Source organism: Streptomyces phaeolivaceus, assembly GCF_009184865.1.
Classification (GTDB): Bacteria; Actinomycetota; Actinomycetes; order Streptomycetales; family Streptomycetaceae; genus Streptomyces; species Streptomyces phaeolivaceus.
The window spans coordinates 755337-776261 of record NZ_CP045096.1 but is presented as its reverse complement, the minus strand read 5'-3'; the positions used below and the strand labels follow the sequence as shown (position 1 = coordinate 776261).

18 protein-coding genes and 1 pseudogene are annotated in these 20925 nt (G+C 71.9%); 11 read left to right on the top strand and 8 right to left on the bottom strand.

The features are described from left to right. Positions 1–33 precede the first annotated feature (33 nt). The 6 genes from F9278_RS03880 to F9278_RS46830 form a co-directional block, all read right to left on the bottom strand. Positions 34–1008 carry a carbohydrate ABC transporter permease gene (locus F9278_RS03880; protein ID WP_152167004.1) on the bottom strand — a complete coding sequence of 325 codons (975 nt, stop codon included), beginning with the start codon at positions 1006–1008 and terminating at the stop codon, positions 34–36. After that, on the bottom strand, positions 1005–1946 hold the full coding sequence (locus F9278_RS03875) for a carbohydrate ABC transporter permease (protein ID WP_226966620.1): 942 nt from the start codon (positions 1944–1946) through the stop codon (positions 1005–1007). Before F9278_RS03875 ends, F9278_RS03880 begins: the two co-directional genes overlap by 4 nt. Continuing rightward, positions 1943–3268: an ABC transporter substrate-binding protein gene (locus tag F9278_RS03870; protein WP_152167003.1), complete on the bottom strand. Its 1326-nt coding sequence runs from the start codon at positions 3266–3268 to the stop codon at positions 1943–1945. The genes F9278_RS03875 and F9278_RS03870 overlap by 4 nt, the downstream gene beginning before the upstream one ends. A gap of 268 nt (positions 3269–3536) precedes the next feature. Next, complete coding sequence (locus F9278_RS03865; RefSeq protein ID WP_152167002.1) at positions 3537–3776, bottom strand: hypothetical protein; 240 nt, start codon at positions 3774–3776, stop codon at positions 3537–3539. Positions 3777–4255: 479 nt separating this feature from the next. Beyond that, the gene (locus tag F9278_RS03855) at positions 4256–6427 is read right to left on the bottom strand and encodes a TerD family protein (RefSeq protein WP_152167001.1); all 2172 of its coding nucleotides are present in this window, start codon (positions 6425–6427) and stop codon (positions 4256–4258) included. Between the two features lie 76 nt (positions 6428–6503). Beyond that, positions 6504–7106, bottom strand: coding sequence for a hypothetical protein (locus F9278_RS46830; RefSeq protein WP_226966619.1), 603 nt, complete (start codon positions 7104–7106; stop codon positions 6504–6506). Here F9278_RS46830 and F9278_RS03840 point away from each other — a divergent pair. Further along, a pseudogene (locus F9278_RS03840) lies at positions 7023–8631 on the top strand (amidohydrolase); the annotation flags it as partial. The gene F9278_RS46830 and the pseudogene F9278_RS03840 sit on opposite strands and share 84 nt — an antisense overlap. Positions 8632–8660: 29 nt before the next feature. On the opposite strand, the gene paaK reads toward F9278_RS03840, so the two are convergent. Continuing rightward, positions 8661–9980: a phenylacetate--CoA ligase PaaK gene (gene paaK / locus F9278_RS03835; RefSeq protein WP_152166999.1), complete on the bottom strand. Its 1320-nt coding sequence runs from the start codon at positions 9978–9980 to the stop codon at positions 8661–8663. Between the two features lie 223 nt (positions 9981–10203). Here paaK and paaA point away from each other — a divergent pair, with 223 nt between their 5' ends. From paaA to paaE, 5 genes are read left to right on the top strand one after another with little or no spacing between them, the layout of a single operon-like run. Then, entirely contained in the window at positions 10204–11211 is a 1008-nt protein-coding gene (paaA, locus tag F9278_RS03830) for a 1,2-phenylacetyl-CoA epoxidase subunit PaaA (RefSeq protein WP_152166998.1), read from the top strand. Further along, on the top strand, positions 11208–11504 hold the full coding sequence (paaB, locus tag F9278_RS03825) for a 1,2-phenylacetyl-CoA epoxidase subunit PaaB (RefSeq protein WP_152166997.1): 297 nt from the start codon (positions 11208–11210) through the stop codon (positions 11502–11504). Before paaA ends, paaB begins: the two co-directional genes overlap by 4 nt. Before the next feature lie 16 nt (positions 11505–11520). Beyond that, complete coding sequence (paaC, locus tag F9278_RS03820) at positions 11521–12348, top strand: 1,2-phenylacetyl-CoA epoxidase subunit PaaC (RefSeq protein WP_152166996.1); 828 nt, start codon at positions 11521–11523, stop codon at positions 12346–12348. Then, positions 12342–12857, top strand: a complete 516-nt coding sequence (paaD, locus tag F9278_RS03815) for a 1,2-phenylacetyl-CoA epoxidase subunit PaaD (protein ID WP_152166995.1) — start codon at positions 12342–12344, stop codon at positions 12855–12857. The genes paaC and paaD overlap by 7 nt, the downstream gene beginning before the upstream one ends. Further along, on the top strand, positions 12857–14002 hold the full coding sequence (gene paaE / locus F9278_RS03810; RefSeq protein WP_152166994.1) for a 1,2-phenylacetyl-CoA epoxidase subunit PaaE: 1146 nt from the start codon (positions 12857–12859) through the stop codon (positions 14000–14002). Before paaD ends, paaE begins: the two co-directional genes overlap by 1 nt. 197 nt (positions 14003–14199) lie before the next feature. On the opposite strand, the gene F9278_RS03805 is transcribed toward paaE, so the two are convergent. Next, positions 14200–15258, bottom strand: coding sequence for a heme/hemin ABC transporter substrate-binding protein (locus tag F9278_RS03805; protein WP_226966618.1), 1059 nt, complete (start codon positions 15256–15258; stop codon positions 14200–14202). Positions 15259–15350: 92 nt separating this feature from the next. On the opposite strand from F9278_RS03805, the gene F9278_RS03800 reads away from it, so the two are divergent. The 5 genes from F9278_RS03800 (at position 15351) to F9278_RS48085 (ending at position 20892) form a co-directional block, all read left to right on the top strand. Further along, positions 15351–16154 carry an LPXTG cell wall anchor domain-containing protein gene (locus F9278_RS03800; protein WP_152166992.1) on the top strand — a complete coding sequence of 268 codons (804 nt, stop codon included), beginning with the start codon at positions 15351–15353 and terminating at the stop codon, positions 16152–16154. 96 nt (positions 16155–16250) lie between these two features. Continuing rightward, complete coding sequence (locus tag F9278_RS03795; RefSeq protein WP_152166991.1) at positions 16251–17240, top strand: HtaA domain-containing protein; 990 nt, start codon at positions 16251–16253, stop codon at positions 17238–17240. Between the two features lie 124 nt (positions 17241–17364). Continuing rightward, positions 17365–17904, top strand: coding sequence for a hypothetical protein (locus F9278_RS03790; RefSeq protein ID WP_152166990.1), 540 nt, complete (start codon positions 17365–17367; stop codon positions 17902–17904). Between the two features lie 101 nt (positions 17905–18005). Next, on the top strand, positions 18006–18194 hold the full coding sequence (locus F9278_RS03785; protein WP_152166989.1) for a hypothetical protein: 189 nt from the start codon (positions 18006–18008) through the stop codon (positions 18192–18194). A gap of 88 nt (positions 18195–18282) precedes the next feature. Then, a complete protein-coding gene (locus tag F9278_RS48085; protein ID WP_152166988.1) occupies positions 18283–20892 on the top strand; it encodes an immunoglobulin I-set domain protein in 2610 nt (869 codons plus the stop codon). Positions 20893–20925: the final 33 nt, after the last annotated feature.

The window sequence follows — 20925 nt, the reverse complement described above, 5'->3', positions numbered from 1 at the left end:
TCGAAGATGGGGGGTTGGGTCGGCTTCGGTGGTTCAGCCCTTCGTGGCCCCGGCGGCGATGCCGGTGACCAGCGAGCGCTGGAGGAGCAGATAGACGACAAGGCTGGGCACGAGCGCGACGACCGCGCCCGCGAGGACCACGCCCGAACCCACCTCGGGATCGGTGCGCAGGATGGACAGGGCCACGGTGACCGTGTAGTCGGTCGGGTCCTTGGCGGCGATCAGCGGCAGCAGGTACTGGTCCCAGATCATGATGAAGCCGAGCACCCCGGCGACACCGAGCGCGGGCTTGCACAGCGGCAGGATCACCTGACACAGCATCCGCAGCTCACCGACCCCGTCGAGACGGGCGGCCTCCTCGATCTCGTTCGGTATGTCCTTCATGAACTCGGTCAGCAGCATCACCGAGAAGCCCCAGGCACCCAGCGGCAGGATGACGCCCCACACGGTGCCCTTCAGGTCGATGCCGACCACCGGGACATGGCCGAGGACCAGGGACAGCGGGATCGCGATGACTTCCTCGGGGAGCATCATCGTCAGCATGAACAGGGTCATGATCAGCGCCTGGCCCCGGAACCGGTGCCGGGCCAGCGCGTACGCGGCGAGCACGCACACCACCAGCTGCAACAGCAGTCCGCCGCCCGCGATGACGAGCGAGTTGGTGAAGTAGTCCCAGATGCCGCGCTCCCCGGCCACCCGGAAGTTGAGCAGGGTGCTGTCGTGCGGCAGGAACGTCAGTGACGAGCCGCTGGGGTGGGTGCTGAGGGCGCCCGAGAGGATGGTCAGGAAGGGCACGGCGAAGACGCCGAGCGCGAGCGCGCACAGCACGATCCGCAGGGCCCAGGAGACACCGGGCCGGTCGTTCCAGCCGAGCGCGGTGTCGAAACGGGCGGGAGTGGTCCGGGCCCGCCTGGCCGCTCTCCTGCTCGACGCGCCGGCTGCGGATGATGTGTCGGCCCGGTCGGACGAGGACGGCGTCCGGACAGGACCGAGGGCGGGTGCGCTCATCGCACGTCTCCCCTCTTGCGGAAGTGGTTGACGGAGACGGTGAGCAGCAGCGTCACCGCGAGCAGGACGACGGAGGCCGCCGACGCGCCGCCGATGTCGTTGCGGGTGAAGCCGAGGGTGTAGGCGCGGGTCATCCACACCTCGGTGGACCCGGCGGGCCCGCCGCCGGTGAGGACGTACACCTCGGTGAAGACCCGCAGACCGCGGATGGCGGCCAGGGTGAGGACGATCCCGATGGCCGGGCGGATCGCCGGCAGGGTCACGTACCGCAGCCGCTGCCACAGCGAGACACCGTCCATCGCGGCGGCCTCGTACAAGGTGCGGTCCACGCCCGCGAGTCCGGCGAGGATGATCACCATGTTGTAGGGGGCGGCGATCCAGACGCCCATCACCATCGTGGCCCACAGCGCGGTGTCCGGGTTGTCGAGGAACGGGGTCGGGCCGAGGCCGAGGAGGCCGAGCGCGCTGTTCACCAGGCCGTCGGAGGTCGGGTAGTACATCAGCCGCCACAGCTCACCGACGACGGCGGTCGCGGTGACCACCGGCAGGAACACGGCCGTACGGATGATCTTCAGCGAACGGGCCTGGCCCTCCAGCAGCAGCGCCAGGAAGAAGCCGACGACGATCGCGCCGAGCGACTGCCCTATGCCGAGCAGCAGGGTGTGGCCGACCGCGTCCTGGAAGCGGTGGTCGGTGAGGACCCGGGTGTAGTTGTCGAGGCCGACCCACTTGTCGCCGAGGAACGGCCGTACGTCGAAGAAGCTGAGCCAGATGCCCTTGCCCATCGGCAGGAACTTGAAGACGAGGGCCAGCAGCAGCCCGGGGGCCAGGAACAGCCAGGGCAGGACGGCCTTCCTGCCGGGCCCTCTGCGCCGCCGGGGCACGAGGGTCGTCGCTGTCGTCGCTGTCGTCGCGGTGGTGGCGGTGGTGGCGGTCATTTCAACAGGTCCTGGTCCTTGAGGTCACCGGCGAGGGTGTCGTTGAGTTCCTTGAGACCGGCGCCGACATCGCTGCCGCAGTAGGTGAAGACCGCGTTGAGGGCGTCAGCGGTGTCCTGTTTGATCGGCGCGAAGTCGGGCGCGTTGGGGAACTGCTCGGAGGCGTCCTCGTACGCCCTCTGCACGACGCTCCAGCGCGGGTCGTCCCGGACCTGGGCCGCGTCGAGCGTGGAGTTGACGGGGATGCGGACGACGGGCTGGTTCTTGCCGGTCATGGCGAGCCGCTGGCCCTCGGGGGAGATCAGGAAGGCGGCGAGGGCCTGTTCCTGCTTCGCCTTGCCGGTCCTGGCGCCGAAGTACACGTTCTCGCCGTCGGCCAGCACGGTCGACCCGGCCGGGCCCGCCGGGAACGGGACGACCTCGTACGTGTCCTTGCCGGGGGTCGCGTCGTAGGTGGCGATGTTGTAGGGGCCGGTGAGGTACATCCCGGCGTTGCCGTCCTGGAAGTTGGTGGCCGTGCCGGTGATCGCGGAGATGGCGCCGGGCTGGATGACACCGTTGTCACCGCAGAAGAGGTTGTCCTTCATCCAGGTGACCGTGCGGACGGCGGCGGCCGAGTCCATGGCGGGGCGGTAGCCCGTGCCGTCCTTCTCGATGATCTTCGCGCCGCCGGACCAGAGGAAACTGGCGCCCCACCAGGCGGCGTAGCCGTTCTGGGCGCTGCCCGGGACGACCATGCCGTAGGTGTCCTTCCTGCCGTCGCCGTCCGGGTCGCGCTCGGCGAAGGCCTTGGCCACGCTCAGCATCTCCGCCCAGGTGGTGGGGGTCCTGAGGCCGAGCTTCCGCAGCCAGTCCGTGCGGATCATCAGGGTCTGCGCCTGGCGGGAGTACGGGATGCCGTAGTGCTCGCCGTCGGTGCCGACGGTGGAGGCCCAGGTCTTGTCGGTGATCTGGTCGTGGCCCTCGATCGAGGCCGGATCGATCGACTTCAGCAGGCCCTGGCTCTGGTAGCTGCCCATCAGCGCCGTGTCGTTGATCATCACGTCGGGGAGGTCCTTGGTGGACGCCCGGCTCTGGAGCTGCTGGTCGAAGTTGATGACCGGCTGGTAGTCGATCTTGATGCCGGTCTTCCTGGTGAAAGCGGCGAACACCCGCTCGTACGTGGCGGCCGGGTCCGGATTGCTCCGGGTCCAGACCTCCAGCGTGTTCGGGTCACCACTTCCGGCGCTGTCGGACCCCGATCCGCAGGCCGCCGCCCCGAACGCGAGGCCCGCGACGGTGATCATGGCGGCCAGGCGGCGACTTCGTCGGCGAACGCCCATGGGCACACTCCGTTGTTCTCCCGGGCCGTCCCGCCCGGCTGTTCATATCCGTGAACGTATTTCACGAATCTAAATGATCGGCCAAGCTACGGAGCGTTTCGTTCGCATGTCAAGACGTGAGCGGGATATTTCACCGGGGTCACACCCGACCCGTGCGGCATCCTGCGGCGACCCGGCTCGGCGCCGACTTGGCCGCCCTGTATGCGGAGCCGGGTCACCTCGCGCCCGCGGGTCCCGGCGCGTCCCTTCGAGGACCAGCGGTTCCCTGTCAGATCACCGGCCGACCGGCGAGCGCGGCCACTTCGGTGAAGTAGGCGCGGAACAACGGCTCGTCACCTCGGGGCACCCGGACCGCCAGGGTGGAGCGGTACCCGAAGGAGGCCAGGTCGGTGCCGTAGAGGGCGGCGCGCGGATCGTCCACGGCGCCGAAGATCAGCTCGCCCGGTCTGCCCGGCTTCCTGTAGTGCACCAGTGCACCAGTGCCCCGAGCCAGGGCGGCGGGATCCATGGGGCCGGTCCTCCGGTGCGTATCGTCCGTCGCGGGGTGTCACAGCAGTGCCGCCCCGACGACGACCGCGGCCACGCCGAGGAGCAGTGCCACGGTGGCGCAGGTGATGTCGAGCGCGCGGGAACGGTCTTCGGAGGCGAGGTCCGGGGTGAAGACGGCGGGGTCGTCGGGGTCGTAGTGGATCGTGAGGTCGCGGCCCCGGGAGGTGGCGGGCTCGGGCAGGTCGTCGGCGCAGTAGGCGGTGACGGCCGTGCCCTCGCGGGTGGTGCCGGGAACGCCCCCACGGTCGGGGTGGCGGCGGCCAGTTGGGCGGGGTTACGCGGAACAGGCCCGGGAGACGCCCCGGGCGGCGCTCGCGCGGTGAGCGCGGGCGCCGCCCGGGGCGATGTCGGTGGCGAGGAGAGCGAAGGAACTCGGTTTCATTTGGAGTGAAGGAGAAGGAAGCCCCTTCATGGCCTCGCCGTCGGCAACGCTAGCACTCAGCCCGGGATCAGGTCGCGCAGATTTCCGGGGGTGATGACCCGGGACTCCGGGTGCAGTCCCTCGGGGCGTTCGAGACCGATGTAGGTCACGGGCTCCGCCGGGACCGGCCCGCCGTCCCACAGGTCCATGACCGTGGTGCCGTCGGACATCAGGTCGATCAGATACCCGACCGTCAGCTGCTCGCGCTCCACGAGGGCGCGCACCACCGTGGACACCGACGCCTGGTTCTCCTCGACCCGGTTGCCCGACGAGATGCCCCGCAGATACAGGTGCAGCCACTTCGCACGCCACCGGCCGTCGTCCCCGCGCCGGAACACCAGCGGCAGCGCCACCCGGCCCGCTCCCCGCAGCTCCGACTTCATCCGTACCGTACGCGGCTCGAACGGCCGGCCCTTCTGCTCACCGTCGCGCACCATGAACCCGAAGAAGGACTCCTCGACCTCCTCGAAGCCCTCGCCCGCGTAGACGTTGACCTGCGGCACGATGAACGCCCCGCGCACCCGGTCCAGGGTCAGATCGATGAACTCCGAGGCCCCGTCCGGCGCTTCGGTGACATCGCCCGAGTGCCGGCCCCCGATGGCCGTCAGGGACGTGTAGGACAGCCAGGAGTCGGTGCTGTAGTCGGAGCGCAGCAGCAGCGCCGACAGGTCGAAGTCGGTGCGGTGCTCGGTCTCCTTCCAGTACACGAAGAAGCGCAGCCGCTCGCCGTCGACCTCCGAGGCCGAGCCGCGCGGCAGCACACCGAGCCCGGCCGCGGTCGCCCGGCTGCTGAGCGGGAGCGCCACATCGACGACGTCGGGGTCGATCAGCAGCCGGCCGGGCGCCGGAAGCCGGCGCCCCAGCTCGGTGTCGAGGGCGGCGATCAGCCGGTCGCGGTCGGCGGCCGGTACGGGCGGCCGGGCGTCGGGGGTCACCCAGGCCCGGCCCCGGCGGTTGACGAAGACCCGGAGTTCGTCGCTCTCCCGCGCCCGGTTGTGGAAGTGCTCGCGCACCGCCAGCACGACCCGGCCCGAGACCTGCGGCGCGACCTCCACCGCGGCGGCCAGCACCGCGTCCCGCTCGGCCTGGTCGGCGGCGATGCGCAGCAGCAGGTCCAGGGCGCGGAACAGCTTGCCGGGAGCGGACCGCAGCAGCGTCGCCGCCCCCACGACGTCGCACGCGTCGAGCAGCTGCTCGACCCGGCTGTCGAAGGAGCGTGCCTCCTTCTCGCCGCGCGCGACGGCGAACACCTCGGCGGCGTGCGGGCGGCCCGGGTACTCGTGCGGGTGCAGCCGCTCGCCGAGCCGCTTGAACGGCTCGCGGTGCGCGTGCGCATCGGCGAGCTTCGCCGGGTTCGCCGCGACCACGGCGTCGAGGCCCGCGAGCAGCGCCCGGCGCACAGGCCGCGACAGGTTCCGGAACCGGGTCGGCTCCTGGAGTGTCACATCGCCGCCGGACAGCGCGCAGGCCAGCCGCAGCACATCGGTGACGGTGTCGAGGAGGAGGTCCGCGCCGACGCCGAGCCGGGCCTCGTTGACGACCGCCCGGTTCTCCCGGACCGGGATCCGCTCCGGCTGGGGGCCGAGCGCGCACCGCCCGGCGAGCACCTTGAGATCCGCCAGGTGCGCGTCGCCCAGCGGGGTCGTGCTGCCCGCCAGGGCCAGATACAGGGCGGAGACCTCGTCCTGCAGTTCCCCGCCGAGATGCAGCACGGTCACCCGGTCGCCCGCCGAGGCGATCAGCTCGTCCTGCGCCGCGAGCAGCTCCTCGTAGGTGTGCTGGTAGCGGCCGTACGTGGGCAGGCTCAGCAGGTCCAGGACGCCGTTCGCCAGCTGTGTCAGGACGCCCGCACGCGCCTTCTCGTCGCCGAGCGCCTTCGCCACGCACCGCATCCAGAACTCCTCGGTGTCCGGGACGTTCGCCGGGAAGTCGATGAAGTAGGAGTTGTGCCGGACGTGGTCGCCGACCATCTCGGTCACGGTGCGCAGGGTCCGCCGGGCGGTGTGCAGGACCGCGGCCTCGGACAGCCCGGACAGCCGCTCCAGCAGCTCCGCCGAGAGCTTGAAGCCCTCGTCCATGAGGGCGGCGTCGAACCGCCGCGCGGCGGCGGCCCCTTCGCCCGCGGACCCCTGGGGGGCGGGAACGCGGTGGGTGTGCCGGAGGACCAGCGATTCCAGACTCTGAGCCATTCCGGGATGATCGCAGAGGTGTACGAATCGGTGCACGGGAGTTTTTCCGTACACCGGGCGGAGCACGTCCTGCTCGCTACACCCCCACGTGCGTCTCCAGCCTCCGTCGCGCATGGGCGAGGAACCCGGCGAGGGCCAGTTCGAAGGCGGCGTCCGCGCGGCCGTCGCCCACCGCGTCCAGCGCCTCCGCCAGGCGCGGGGTCGCCGACGCGTCGGTGATCTCCCACCTGGCGACGGGGGCGGCGAGGTCCAGGGCCGAGCCGAGGACGACGTTCTCCAGGGCGACCAGCACCGGCATCACGTCCGGGAGGGGGAAGCCCGTGTCCAGGAGCAGGGTGACGGCCCGCTCGGCCCCGGCCCTGCGCACCGGCACGCTCGGCACCGGCGACATCGCCTTCGTCGTCGTCTCCGCCGCCGCCCCGCTCACCGTGATGGCCGGCGCCGCCCCGCTCGCGATCTCGCGTGGTGGCTGCGCCGGGCCCGGCCCGAGGTCTACGCGAACTTCGCCGCCGGACCACCGGCCGACACCGGCGACTGACCCCCGCCCCAGCCGACCGCCGCCCCCCACCTCACCACCGGAGGAGACCTCTCCACGCCCACCGCCGACCTCGTCGTCACCGGCGCCCACGTCCGCACCCTCGACCCGGAGCGGCCGTACGCCACCGCGGTCGCCGTCCACGACGGCCTGATCGCCGCCGTGGGGGAGACGGCGGACGTACGGGACTGGCGCGGGCCCGGCACCGAGATCGTGGACCTGGGCGGCGGCCGGCTGGTGCCCGGCCTGGTGGACAGCCACAGCCACCCCGTGTGGGGCCTGGACATGGCCACCGGCATCGACCTCACCGCCGTGACGGACCTCCCCGGACTGCGGGCCGCGCTCACCTCGGGGACCCGGACCGACGGCTGGGTCATCGGCCACGGCCTCGACCACAACGTCTTCGGCGGGCGCCCCATCGACCGCGCCCTCGTCGAGGACGTCCTCGACGGCGCCCCCGCCTTCCTTCGCCTGTACGACGGCCACTCCGCCCTCGCCGGCGGGGCCGCGCTGAAGGCCGCCGGCATCACCGGACCGCGCGCCTTCGCCCAGCGCTCGCACCTCGCCGTCGACACCGACGGACGGCTGACCGGCCACCTCGTCGAACACGCCGCGATGGCACTCCTCGAACCCGTCCTGCCCCGGCCGTCGTACGCCGAACGCCGCGCCCGGCTCGGCGAGTTGCTCGCCGAGATGGCCGCCACCGGACTCACCGGCGCCCATGTCATGGACCTCGGCGACCCCGACCTGGTGGGCGCGGTCGCCGAGGAGTCGCCGCTGCCGCTCCGGCTGCGCTTCGCGCCCTGGTGCATGCCCGGCGCCGACAAGGACGACCTCGCGGAACTCGTCGCCCTCCAGAGCCGGGGCGGACGGCACTGGCGGGTCGGCGGGGTCAAGTTCTTCATGGACGGCACGGTCGAGGGCGGCACCGCCTGGCTCGACCACCCCGACTGCCACGGACAGGGCACCGACGCGTTCTGGCCGGACCCGGCCGCGTACAGCGACGCCGTACGGCGGTTGCACCGGACCCGGCCGCGTACAGCGACGCCGTACGGTGGCTGCACCGGGCCGGGGTGCGTACGGCGACCCACGCGATCGGGGACGCGGCCGTGCGCCATGTCCTCGACACCGTCGCCTCGTCGGGGCCCGGCGGGCGGCTCGCGCACCGGGTGGAGCACATCGAGGCGGTGCCGGACGAGCTGGTGGCGCGGTTCGCGGAGGTGGGGTGATCGCCTCCATGCAGCCGCCGCACACGGACTTCACCCGGGCCGACCTGTCCGACGAGTGGTCGGTGCGGCTCGGCGGTGAACGGGCCGTGCGGGCCTGGCGGTTGAGGGATCTGCGGGACGCGGGCGCGATCGTCGCCCTCGGGTCGGACTGGCCCATCGCCCACCATGACGCCCGGGGTGTGCCGGCGACGGCCAGGGCACCGAAGGGGGCGGCGGCGTCGGGGCTCGGGCTCACGGGGCTGGAGGCGCTGGAGGGCTGTACGACTCACGCGGCGCTGGCCGCGGGGGAGGGGGATGTCGCCGGTCGTGTCGCCCCGGGGCTGCGGGCCGATCTGACGGCCTTGGGGGTCGATCCCGTGGAGGCGCCGGCGGACGAGGTCGCCGACGCGGCGGTGCTTCTCACGGTGACCGGTGGGCATGTGGTGCACCGGGGGCTTTGAGGGGGCGCGCCGGCCCTGGCCCGGAGTCGTCAGGTCTCGGCGTCGCGTAGGTCCTTGACCCGCTTCAGCTTGCCCACCGAGCGCTCCAGGGTCTCCGGGTCCACGATCGTCACCTCCACCGTGACGCCCACGTTGTCCTTGACCGACCGGGCGATCGCCGTGGCCGCTGTCTCGCGCCGGTCCGCCGCCGTGCCGGGGCGGGCCTCGACCCTGACCGTCATATGGTCCAGGTGGCCCCGGCGGGTCAGCTGGATCTGGAAGTGCGGGGCCACGGCCGGGGTGCGGAGGACGATCTCCTCGATCTGGCTGGGGAAGACGTTCACCCCGCGCAGGATGATCATGTCGTCGCAGCGGCCGGTGACCTTCCGCATCCGGCGGAAGGCGGGGCGGGCCGTGCCCGGGAGCAGCCGGGTCAGGTCGCGGGTGCGGTAGCGGATGATCGGCAGGGCCTCCTTGGTGAGGGAGGTGAAGACGATCTCGCCCTCCTCGCCCTCGGGCAGGACGGCGTCGGTGAGCGGATCGACGATCTCCGGAAAGAAATGATCTTCCCAGATGTGGAGACCGTCCTTCGTCTCCACGCACTCCTGGGCGACACCCGGGCCGATCACCTCCGACAGACCGTATATGTCGACCGCGTGCAGACCCGCCCGCTCCTCGATCTCCCGGCGCATCTCCTCCGTCCAGGGCTCCGCCCCGAAGATGCCCACCTTCAACGAGCTGGTGCGCGGGTCGATGCCCTGCTTCTCGAACTCGTCGAGCAGGGTGAGCATGTAGGACGGGGTGACCATGATGATCTCGGGGCGGAAGTCCTGGATCAGCTGTACCTGCCGGGCGGTCATGCCACCGGAGGCCGGGATCACCGTGCATCCGGCGCGCTCGGCCCCGTAGTGCGCGCCGAGGCCGCCGGTGAACAGGCCGTAGCCGTAGGAGATGTGCACCTTGTGCCCGGGGCGCCCGCCGGCGGCCCGGATCGAGCGGGCGACCACGTCCGCCCACAGGGAGAGGTCGCGCTCGGTGTAGCCGACGACCGTGGGGCGCCCGGTGGTGCCGCTGGAGGCGTGCACGCGCCGTACGTCCGCCATGGGCACGGCGAACATGCCGAAGGGGTAGGTGTCCCGCAGATCGGCCTTCGTGGTGAAGGGGAAACGGGCCAGGTCGGCGAGGGTGCGGCAGTCGTCGGGGCCGACCCCGGCGGCGTCGAACTTCTTCCGGTACGGCTCCACGTGGTCGTACGCGTGACGCAGAGTGGCGCGCAACCGGTCGAGTTGCAGCTCCCGCAGTCGCTCCGGGGCGAGGCGCTCGCCGTCGTCGAGCAGATCGTGGGGGAGGGGTTCGCCGAGGCTGCTCATCGCGACTCCTTCGTGCTCACCACCGCGCCCACCGTCCCGTGGGCCGACCGACCATTCGGTCGCCGTGTGTCACCGTCATGTAATCCAGGGAGCTCGTCGCCTGTCAAGAAGGCGCTGATGGCGGGAGGGGGCGTGCGGGTCTTGCCCGGCCGCTCGAATCACGTCACACTGGTACCGAACGAATGGTCGGTTGGTGGCTTGGTCGGTTGGGAAGCTGGTATCGATGACGACGACAGACTCCGCCGGGGCGGCGCCGTCGCAGGGCGGCGAGAGGCCTTTGGGCACTGAGGACGCTCTCCGGGAGCACTTCGACGCGACGATCGCGCGGGACCAGCGGATCGAGCCGCGCGACTGGATGCCCGAGGGCTACCGGAAGACGCTCGTCCGGCAGATCGCGCAGCACGCGCACTCGGAGATCATCGGCATGCAGCCGGAGGGCGAGTGGATCACCAAGGCGCCCTCGCTGCGCCGCAAGGCGATCCTCTTCGCCAAGGTCCAGGACGAGGCCGGGCACGGGCTCTACCTCTACTCGGCGGCGGAGACCCTCGGCGCGGACCGCGCGGACCTGACCCGGCGGCTGATCGAGGGCAGGCAGAAGTACTCGTCGATCTTCAACTACCCGACGGAGAGCTTCGCCGACGTCGGTGTCATCGGCTGGTTCGTGGACGGCGCCGCGATCTGCAACCAGGTGCCGCTGTGCCGGAGTTCGTACGGGCCGTACGCGCGCGCGATGGTGCGGATCTGCAAGGAGGAGTCGTTCCATCAACGGCAGGGCTATGAGCTGCTGCTGACGATGATGCGCGGCACCGAGGCCCAGCGCGCGATGGTGCAGGACGCGGTGGACCGCTGGTGGTGGCCGTCGCTGATGATGTTCGGCCCGCCCGACGACGCCTCGCCCAACTCCGCGCAGTCCATGGCCTGGAAGATCAAGCGGCACTCCAACGACGAACTGCGGCAGCGCTTCGTCGACATGACCGTCCCGCAGGCCGACAAGCTCGGCGTCACCCTCCCCGACCCGGAGCTGCGCTGGAACGAGCAGCGCGGCCGGCATGACTTCGGCACCCCCGACTGGGCCGAGCTGAAGCGGGTGATCACCGGCGACGGACCCTGCAACGACCAGCGGATGGAACGGCGGCGCACCGCCCACGAGGAGGGCGCCTGGGTGCGCGAGGCGGCCACCGCCCACGCGGCCAGGCGGAGCGAGCGAGCCCGGAAGGGGACGGCGGCATGACCGGCACGAACAAGGGCGACTGGCCGCTGTACGAGGTCTTCGTACGCGGCAAGCGCGGCCTGAACCACGTCCATGTGGGCTCCCTGCACGCCGCCGACGACCAGATGGCCCTGACCCACGCCCGGGACCTCTACACCCGCCGCAACGAGGGCGTCTCCCTGTGGGTGGTGCGCTCCGAGCACATCGCCGCCTCCACCCGCGACGAGAAGGACCCCTTCTTCGACCCCAGCGCCGACAAGGTGTACCGCCACCCCACCTTCTACGACATCCCCGACGACGTCCCCCACATCTGAGAGCGAGGAGCAGGGTATGAGTGACGACCACGTCTACCTGACCCTCGCCGAGGGACACGAGGACGACGCCCGCTGGGCCTACGGCACCGGCTTCGAGGACCCCCTGCACGGCGTGGACACCACGGTGCCCGAGGGCGTGGACGCCGCCGAACTGGCCGCCGACTGCGTCGCGTTGGCCGACGACGCCCTGGTCTCCGCCCAGCGGCTCGCCGAGTGGACCACCCGCGCGCCCGAGCTGGAGGAGGAGGTGGCCCTCGCCAACATCGGCCTCGACCTCCTCGGCCAGGCCCGGCTGCTGTACTCCCGCGCCGGGCAGGCCGACGGCACCGGGCGCGACGAGGACGCGTACGCCTACTTCCGGGACGCCGACGACTTCCGCAACGTCCGCCTCGCCGAACTCCCGTGCGGCGACTTCGCGTTCTCGATCGTCCGGCTGCTCGTCCTGTCCAGCTGGCGCCTCGCCCACTTCGAGCGGCTCAGCGGCCACCCGGACCCGGTGCTCGCGGCGATCTCCGCCAAGGGCGTCAAGGAGCTGACGTACCACCGGCAGTACGCCGCCGAATGGGCCGTGCGGCTGGGCGACGGCACGGCGGAGTCGCACCGGCGGATCCGCCGCGCGATGGACCGAGTGGCCCCGTACTTCGGCGAGTTGTTCACCGCCCACGACGTACGTGACGAGCTTGCCGCCGTGCTCCGCCAGGTCACCGAGGCGGCCGGGCTGCCCATGCCGGTGTACCGGCCGCTGGCCGGCGCGGGCCGCACCGGCGACCACACCGAGCATCTGGCGCCGCTGCTCGCCGAGTTGCAGAGCGTGGCCCGCGCCCACCCGGAGGCGACATGGTGACCACGCCCACCGAAGCCCGGTCCGTCCGCCGCGCCCGGCACATCGCCGAGCAGGTGCCGGACCCCGAGCTGCCCATGCTGACCCTGGCCGACCTCGGCGTGCTGCGGGACGTGGCGCTGACCGACGACGGCACGGTGGTCGCGAGCCTGACCCCGACCTACTCCGGCTGCCCGGCGATGGCGGAGATGCGCGCCGACGTGGCGGCGCGACTGCGCGCCGCCGGATACGAACGGGTGGAGATCCGCACGGTCCTGAACCCGCCCTGGACCACCGACTGGATCACCGAGGCCGGCCGCCGCAAGCTCACCGAGCACGGCATCGCCCCGCCCGGAGCGGCCCCCCGGGGCCCGGTGCCCCTCCTTCTGTCACCCACCCGACGCACGGTGGACTGCCCCCGCTGCGGCTCGGCGGACACCGAGGAGACCTCCCGCTTCGCCGCCACCTCCTGCAAGTCCCTGTGGCGCTGCCGCACCTGCCGGGAGCCGTTCGAGCACGTCAAGGAGATCTGATGGAAGGCACGCTCTCGGCGGACGCCACCGGGAAGCCCGCCCCGGCAGGCTCCGCCCTCGCGGGGGCACGATCGCGCGCCCGCCGCCGGCCGGCCTTCCACGCCCTGCGGGTCGCGTCCGTGCAGCCGCTCTGCGAGGACGCCGTCGCCGTCGGGTTCGAGATCCCGGCGGAGCTGGCGGAGGAGTTCGCGTTCGCGCCGGGCCAGTCGCTGACGCTGCGGCGCGAGATCGACGGACGCGACGAACGCCGCTCGTACTCGATCTGTTCGCCCGCCGGTTCCGCGCCGCGCATCGGGGTGCGGGTCGTACCGGGCGGGCTGTTCTCGTCGTGGCTCGTCGGTGACGTACGCCCCGGTGACACCGTCGAGGTGATGGCCCCGACCGGATTCTTCACCCCGGACCTCACCGCCCCGGGCCACCATGTGCTGATCGCGGCCGGCTCCGGCATCACCCCCATGGTCTCCATCGCCGAGTCCGTGCTCGCCGCCGACCCCCGGTCGACCGTGACCCTCTTCTACGGCAACCGGCGCACCGGCACGGTGATGTTCGCCGACGAGCTGGCCGACCTGAAGGACCTGTACCCGGCCCGCTTCCAGCTCGCCCACGTCCTGTCCCGCGAACCCCGCGAGGCCGAGATGCTGTCGGGCCGCCTCGACGCCGACCGGCTCTCGGCGCTGATCGGTGCCCTGGTCGACGTCGGCACGGCGGACCACTGGTGGCTGTGCGGCCCGCACGGCATGGTCCGCGACGCGCAGCGGGTCCTGACCGGGCTCGACGTCCCCGCCGACCGTGTCCACCAGGAGCTGTTCCACGCCGACGACGAGCCCGTCCGGGAGACCCGGCACGAGGAGGCCGTGGCCGAGGGCCCGGTCAGCGAGGTCACCGTCACGCTCGACGGCCGTACGACGACGGCGGGCCTGCGGCGCGATCGCAGCGTGCTCGACGGGGCGCAGCGGACCCGGCCCGATCTGCCCTTCGCCTGCAAGGGGGGTGTCTGCGGGACGTGCCGGGCGCGGGTCACCTCCGGCAAGGTGGACATGCGGCGCAACTTCGCGCTCGAACCGGCGGAGGTCGATGCGGGCTATGTCCTGACGTGCCAGTCGTATCCGGTCTCGGAGAGGCTGACGGTGGACTTCGATACGTGAGGTGGGGGGTCGGGTGCGGGTCCGGTGGGGGCCGATCGCGCAGGTCCCCGCGCCCCTGAAAAAGCAGGGGCCGCGCCCCGTGCTTTTTCAGCGGCCCGCAGGGGCCGTTGCTTTCAGGGGCGCGGGGAACCGCGCGAGAAGCCCCACGCACCCGCACCCGCACCCGACAACGCACCCCACCCGCCGCACCCGTCCCCTCACCCCTGATGCAACCGCTCCACCAAGATGTCGATCACCAACGGCGTACGCGGCCCGAAGCTGAGCAGTACCCCGTCCTCAAGGTCCACCACCCGCCGGTCCAACCCCGCAGGCGTCTCCTTGATCCCGGGAATCTCCACCAACCCATCGATCCCACCCACCGATTCGAGCCCCTTGCTCATCATCAGGATCACATCGGGCTGGGCCTTGACGAGCGCCTCACTGGTGATCGGGGTGAACGGTTTGTCCATCCCCGCCGCCACCCCCGCGTCCTCCGCCCCGGCCGCGTCGATCAGCGAGTCCGCCCCCGATCCCTTCCCGCCGATCAGATAGACCGCCGCCGACCCCCGCATGTACAGGAACGCCACCTTGGGCCGGTTCCCCTCGGGCACGGCCGCCCGCGCCGCCTTCAACTCGTCCGCGAAACGGTCGTTGACGGCCTTGCCCGCGGCGGGAACCCCGAGCGCCTCCGCCACCCGGGTCGTCCGCGTGCTCACGTCGGAGAGTTCGTTGGCCGGATCGAGGACGACCACGGGAACCCCGGCGTCACGGATCTGGTCGACGGCCTCGCTGGGCCCGGTGTCGGTGTCGGCGAGCACCACGGTCGGCTCCAGCGAGAGCACGCTCTCCGCGCTCACGTCGTGCGCCTTCGTCACCTGCGGCAGGCCCCTGGCCTCCTCGAAGGTCGCGGTGATGTCCCGGCCGACCACCTTGTCACCGAGGCCCAGCGTGAACACGATCTCCGCGATGCCCCCGTTGAGCGGGAGGATCCGTGAGGCGTCCTCGACGGTGACCTTCCGTCCGTCGGAGGAGTCGACGGTGACCGGCAGCTTCGGCGTCGGCGCCGCGCCCTCCAGCGGGACGAGGGAATTCGTCTTCAGCTGTTTCTCGGCCGCCGCCGCACGGGCGCTCGCGGACGACGGCGAAGGCTTCGCCCCTTTGCCTTCGCTGCCCCCGTCGCCGCCTGCGCATCCGGCCGCCAGCATCGCGAAAGCAACGGCGAGTGCGGCAACTCCCCTTCGAGCAATGGTGAGTTGAGGTCTTCCGGACCTACGCATCGAACCGCCTTCCATGTCTACCGTTTGAACCAGGTCTTCGTTACTTTAGGTTAGCCTTACCTGAGTTTCCTATGGTGGGAGTGCTGACACCGATGCACAGATGCGGCCTACGAGCCCTGCGCGCGGCCCCGGCGGCGGTCGCCGTCGCGAGTGCCCTGATCCTCTTCCCGGCCCCCTCGGCGGTGGCCGCCGGCGGCTCCGCGACCGGCCCCGAGGGCCAGAAGCTGACCGTCTCCAAATCCGCCGGGCTCGCCGCGGACGGGGAGACGGTCACCGTGTCCGGCACCGGTTACAACACCGAGAAGGGCATTTATGTCGCCTTCTGCGTGGACAACGGCGCCGGTAAGACCCCCACGCCCTGCATCGGCGGTGTCGACATGTCCGGCGACTCCGGTGCCTCGGTGTGGATCTCCTCCAACCCGCCCTCGTACGGGGAGGGGTTGGCCGAGCCGTACAAGGGCAGCGGGCACAAGGGCACGTTCTCCGTGCAGCTGAAGGTGCGGGCCGAGGACACCAACACCGACTGCGCCGAGTCCGGTGTCACCTGCTCCGTGATCACCCGCAACGATCACACCCGGGGCGGCGACCAGAGCCAGACGGTCCGCATCCCGGTGACCTTCGCCGGCGCCGACGGCGGCAGCGGTGACGACTCCGGCACCGACAGCACGGCGACCCCGTCGGCCGGTGCGGGCGCCACGGCGACCGGGGGCACCGGCACGACCGGCGGAACCTCGGGCGACGCGAACACGTCGGACGACCCGCTGGCCGACACGGGCAGCGCCGCGGTGCCGCTCGGTATCACCGCGGCCGGGCTGGTCGCGGCGGGCGGGGCGGCCTGGTTCTGGGCGCGCCGACGCCGTACCGCCGGAGCGTCCGGTGGCGCGGACGCGAGCTGACGGCATGTCGACGACAGCCGTCCGCAGGACGGTCGACGCCCCCGAGGCGGGGCGTTCCGTCGGCCGTGTGGCCGACGTTCCAGGGAGGACTTCGAGGTGACGAACAGACCTGGTGCCGCCGTGACGGCGGCGGGCGCGCTGCTCGCCCTGCTCTGCCAGGGCGCGGCGACGGCACAGGACACGAGCGGGTCGCCACGGGAGGTGTCCGGTGGATTCGCGAGCTGGGGCCCGACGTTCGGGGCGTCCACCGGCGCCGACGCGACGGTGACGGCCGAGGCGCCCGCGGTGCGCGGCTCCGGCGGCCGGACCTGGTTCCCGGTCGACGGCGGCAGCGCGACCCCGAAGGCCGGGGACGCGGACGTCGGCTTCGACGGCTCGATCCGGCTGACCGCCGGCACGGACACCCTGACCCTCGGCGCGCTGCGCCTGCGGCTCGACGGCGGCACCGGCACCCTTGAGGTGCGGGCCGAACGGGCGGGGGAGAGCGGTGACCTGACGCTGGCCGAGGTCGGTACGGGGGTCGCCGCGCCGACCGTACGCGGCGGCGGCGCGACCTGGTCGGGCCTCACCGTGTCGCTGACGGCCGAGGGTGCCGAGCTGCTCGCCGAGTGGAGCGGGCGGGCGTACGCGGCGGGGGACGAACTCGCCCCGCTCGACGTCACCGTGGGCACCGGCGCCTCCGAGGCCGGGCCGTCGGAGGACACGCCGGCCGACGCGCCCGGCGACGACACCGCCTCGCCGACCCCGGACACGGACGACGCGGCGACGCCCGGCACCGAGGGAGACGGCGGGCAGGAGTCCGAGGCGGCCCGGCCCTCCGCGGAAGTGAAACTCACGAGCCTCGCCGCGGGCGCCGGACAGCAGGTCACCGGCGCGGGCTTCGAGCCGGGTGAGGTCGTGCTGGTCGCGATCGACGACGACACCCGCTACCAGGCCGTGGCCGACGAGTCGGGCGCGGTCGCCCGGGAATTCCCGGTGTACGAGACCGCGACCGAGGGTGCGCACACCGTGCGGCTGTACTCCGTGAGCGGAGGCCGTGAGGCCGCCGCGGAGTTCACCGTCCTCGTCGGCGAAACGCCGTCCTGAGCAACGTACTTGAGGCGCTCTTTGCCTTCTGTTGACAAAGAGATCATGAGCAAGGTTAGGTAAGCCTTACCTAAGAGTTGACGGGTGTTTCCCGGCAACCGCTGACGAGAAAGGTCCTCTCCCGATGAGAGTCGTTCCTTCCGCCCGTACCGCCGCCCGCGCCGGCTTCGCCGCCGTCGCCGCCTCCGCCCTGACCCTGGGCCTGGCCACCTCGGCCTCCGCCGCCACCTCGACCCGCACGATCGTGGACGGCACCACCACGTACAACCTGTCGCTGACCGCGCCGAACCCGCTCTCCTCGGCCGGCCAGGTCGTCAACGTCACCGGCTCCGGCTACAACACCAGCCAGGGCATCTACGTCGGCCTGTGTGTCGTCGGCGGGGCGCAGGGCGCGGCCAAGCCCACCCCCTGCCTGGGCGGCCAGGACGAGACCGGTGCCACCGGCGCCTCGCACTGGGTCAACAACACCTTCGGCGGTCTGTTCGCCAACAGCTCCAAGTTCGGCACCGGCGGCACCCTCGACGTGAACATCTACGTGAACCCCGACCTCGGTCACGGCAACGTCTGCGGTGACAACGTGACCTGCGCGATCGTCACCCGCGCCGACCACTTCGACACCAACGACCGCAAGTACGACGTCCACGTCCCGGTCACCTTCAACTAGGCGCCGCCAGCTCCGACCTGGTCCACGGGCCGGCCCTGCCGGCCGGCCCGTTCCGGCACGTCCGACAGTGCGAGGCAGCCGAGAAGGGTGTCCAACCCCCCATGAGATCCGCACCGTTCGCCCGCGCGGGCCTCGCCACCCACAGCCTCTCCCTGACCGCGCCGAACACGGCCGCCGCGTCAGGCGGGACGATCACCGTCTCGGGCACCGGCCACAACCCGAACCGGGCCGACCTCCAGGACACCAACCACCGCAAGTGCGACGTCCACATCCCGATCACCTTCCAGTAGGCGCCCGCCGGACCGGGCTCCTCCCGCGTGGGGCCCGGCTCTCGCACCACCGGAGTGCCGGGCGCACCCGACAAGTGAGGTCCCTTTCATGACAGTTGACAGTCCGGACGGGACGGGCGGACGCCGCCTGAGACGTCCTGCGGCGCTGCTGGGTGCCGCCGCGCTGACGGCCGCGGTGGTGACGGCCGTCACCGTCCCGCCCCCGGCCCAGGCCGCCGACACCCCGAAGACGGCCCTGGGCAAGAACGGCCAGAAGCTCTCCGTCTCCGCCTCCGCGAACCTCGACCCCGACGGCGACACGATCCAGGTCACCGGCGAGGGGTACGACGCGACCAAGTCCATCTACGTCGCCCTCTGCAAGGACAACGGCGACAACCGCGTCCCCACCCCGTGCCTGGGGGGTGCCGACCAGAGCGGCACCGGCAGCGCCTCGCAGTGGATCACCTACGAAGGCGACACGTACGCGGGCGAGATGGCCGTCCACTGGGGCGCCGGCGGCACCTTCGACGTCGACATCGCGGTCAAGTCCAAGGACAACAGCCTGGACTGCACCCAGGTCACCTGTTCGGTCGTCACCCGCGTCGACCACCGCAACGCCGGCGACCGCTCCCAGGACGTCCGTATCCCGGTCACCTTCGAGGGCCAGGACGGCGGCGGTGACGACGGCGGCGACGGCGTCGACGTGCCCCCCGGCACCGTCAGCTATGTGAAGGCCGCCGAGTTCACCACCGCGGGCCGCCCGCAGGATCTCCTGCTGCACCCCGACTCCGGCAAGCTGTACGTCGGTTCGAACGACATCCTCGACACCTCCGATGTCAAGGAGCAGGGCCTGTACGCCCTGGACCCGAAGGACGGCAAGCTCCTCAGCCACGTCCAGCAGGCCCCGGGTTCGACCGGCGCCCTCGCCAACCGGGTCGTCCGCTGGCTCGCGGCCCCCCTGGCCGGCGACGGCGTCGTCTTCCACTACCCGCTGCGCGGCCTGGGCACCGCGAAGGACGGGGACACGACCGCCAAGGGGGTCTGGCTGGCCGGCGGCACCGTCACCGGAGTCGGCCCCGGCACCGACGCGACCACGACCCTGGTCGCCCAGGGCGCCACCCTCTCCGAGGTCGAGACCGCCACCGGCACCGTCAAGCGGACCGTCACCCTGGAGGGCGGCGACCAGCTCGGCGTGGACACCGCACACGCCGCCGCCTGGTCCCTCGGCACCGCCGAGGACAAGCGGGTGCTGCGCCGCGTGGACACCGCCTCCTTCGCGGTCACCGCCACGGCCGCACTTCCCGACGACGGCTTCCTCACCATGGTCGAGGCGGACCCGACGACGGGCAACGTCTGGGTGGGTGTCGGGACGTCCGTGCTCGTCTTCGACAAGGACGCGAAGCCGCTGAAGACGCTGGCGGGCACGGACCGGCCGATGGCCGCCGCGTTCGACAAGACCTCCGGGCGGGCCTTCGTGCTGCGTGAGGACGTCTACGACGGCTCCACGGACGCTGTCGGCTCCCTCGACATCCTCGACGGCGCGACCTTCGAGAAGACGGCCGAGCCCATCGCGCTCCCCGGCAGCATCACGAGCACCGCGGGCGCGCTCGCCGTGACCCCGGGCGCCACGTCCGTCCACGTCACCGCGCAGGCCGAGAGCAAGGTGCTCAAGTACGACGTGCGGGTCTCCCCCAAGGTCACCCAGTCGCCCACCGACCAGACCGTCGCCCCCGGCGACGAGGTCACCTTCGTCGCCGCCGCCGAGGGCACCCCCGAGCCCACGGTGACCTGGAGCGTCAGCCCCGACGGCGGCCAGACCTGGTCGAAGGTCGAGGGTGCGACGAAGAAGGCGTACACGTTCACCGCGAAGGCGGCGCAGGACGGCTACGAGTACCGCGCCGAGTTCACCAACGCGGCGGGCACGACCCGCACTTCGCCGATCACCCTGACGGTCGTGGAGGACGACGACAGCACCACCCCGCCGCCCACCGACGGGGAGGGCGACGAGCCCTCCGGCACGAAGACCGTCACCGGTTCCGACGGCCAGAAGCTCACCGTCACCCCGGTCAACAACCTCGCCACCGAGAAGCAGACCCTCAAGGTCACCGGCTCCGGCTACGACGAGGACAAGGGCATCTACGTCGCCCTCTGCGTCGACAACGGCGCCGGCGAACTGCCCACCCCGTGCATCGGCGGCGTCGACATGAGCGGCGAGTCGCACTCCTCCGCGTGGATCTCCTCCAACCCGCCGGACTACGGCGAGGAGTTGGCGACCCCGTACGAGGACGGCGGCAAGTTCGAGGTCGAGCTGACCATCGACGCCGAGGACGAGTACACCGACTGCTTCAAGGCCACGTGCGTCCTCGCCACCCGCGCCGACCACACCCTGTCCGGCGACCGCTCTCAGGACGTCAAGGTCCCGGTCGCCTTCGTCGGCCAGGACCCGGTGGACACCGACGACGGCGGCGGTGACACGACCACCACCGGCGGCACCACCACCTCCGGTGGCTCCAGCGGCGGTTCGACGTCCGGCGGCAGCACGTCGAGCGGCACGAGCGGCAGCAGCACCAGCGGTACGACGACCACCGGGGGCGGGGGCAGCCTCGCCTCCACCGGTATGACCGTGCTCGGGGTGGCCGCCTCCGCCGCGGCGCTCACCGTGACCGGCTGGCTCCTGCACCGGCGGGCCCGGAAGGCGGGACACGGCACGGCGGTCTGATCCCGGCACCGGAGAGCACGGGCGGAGCCCGGT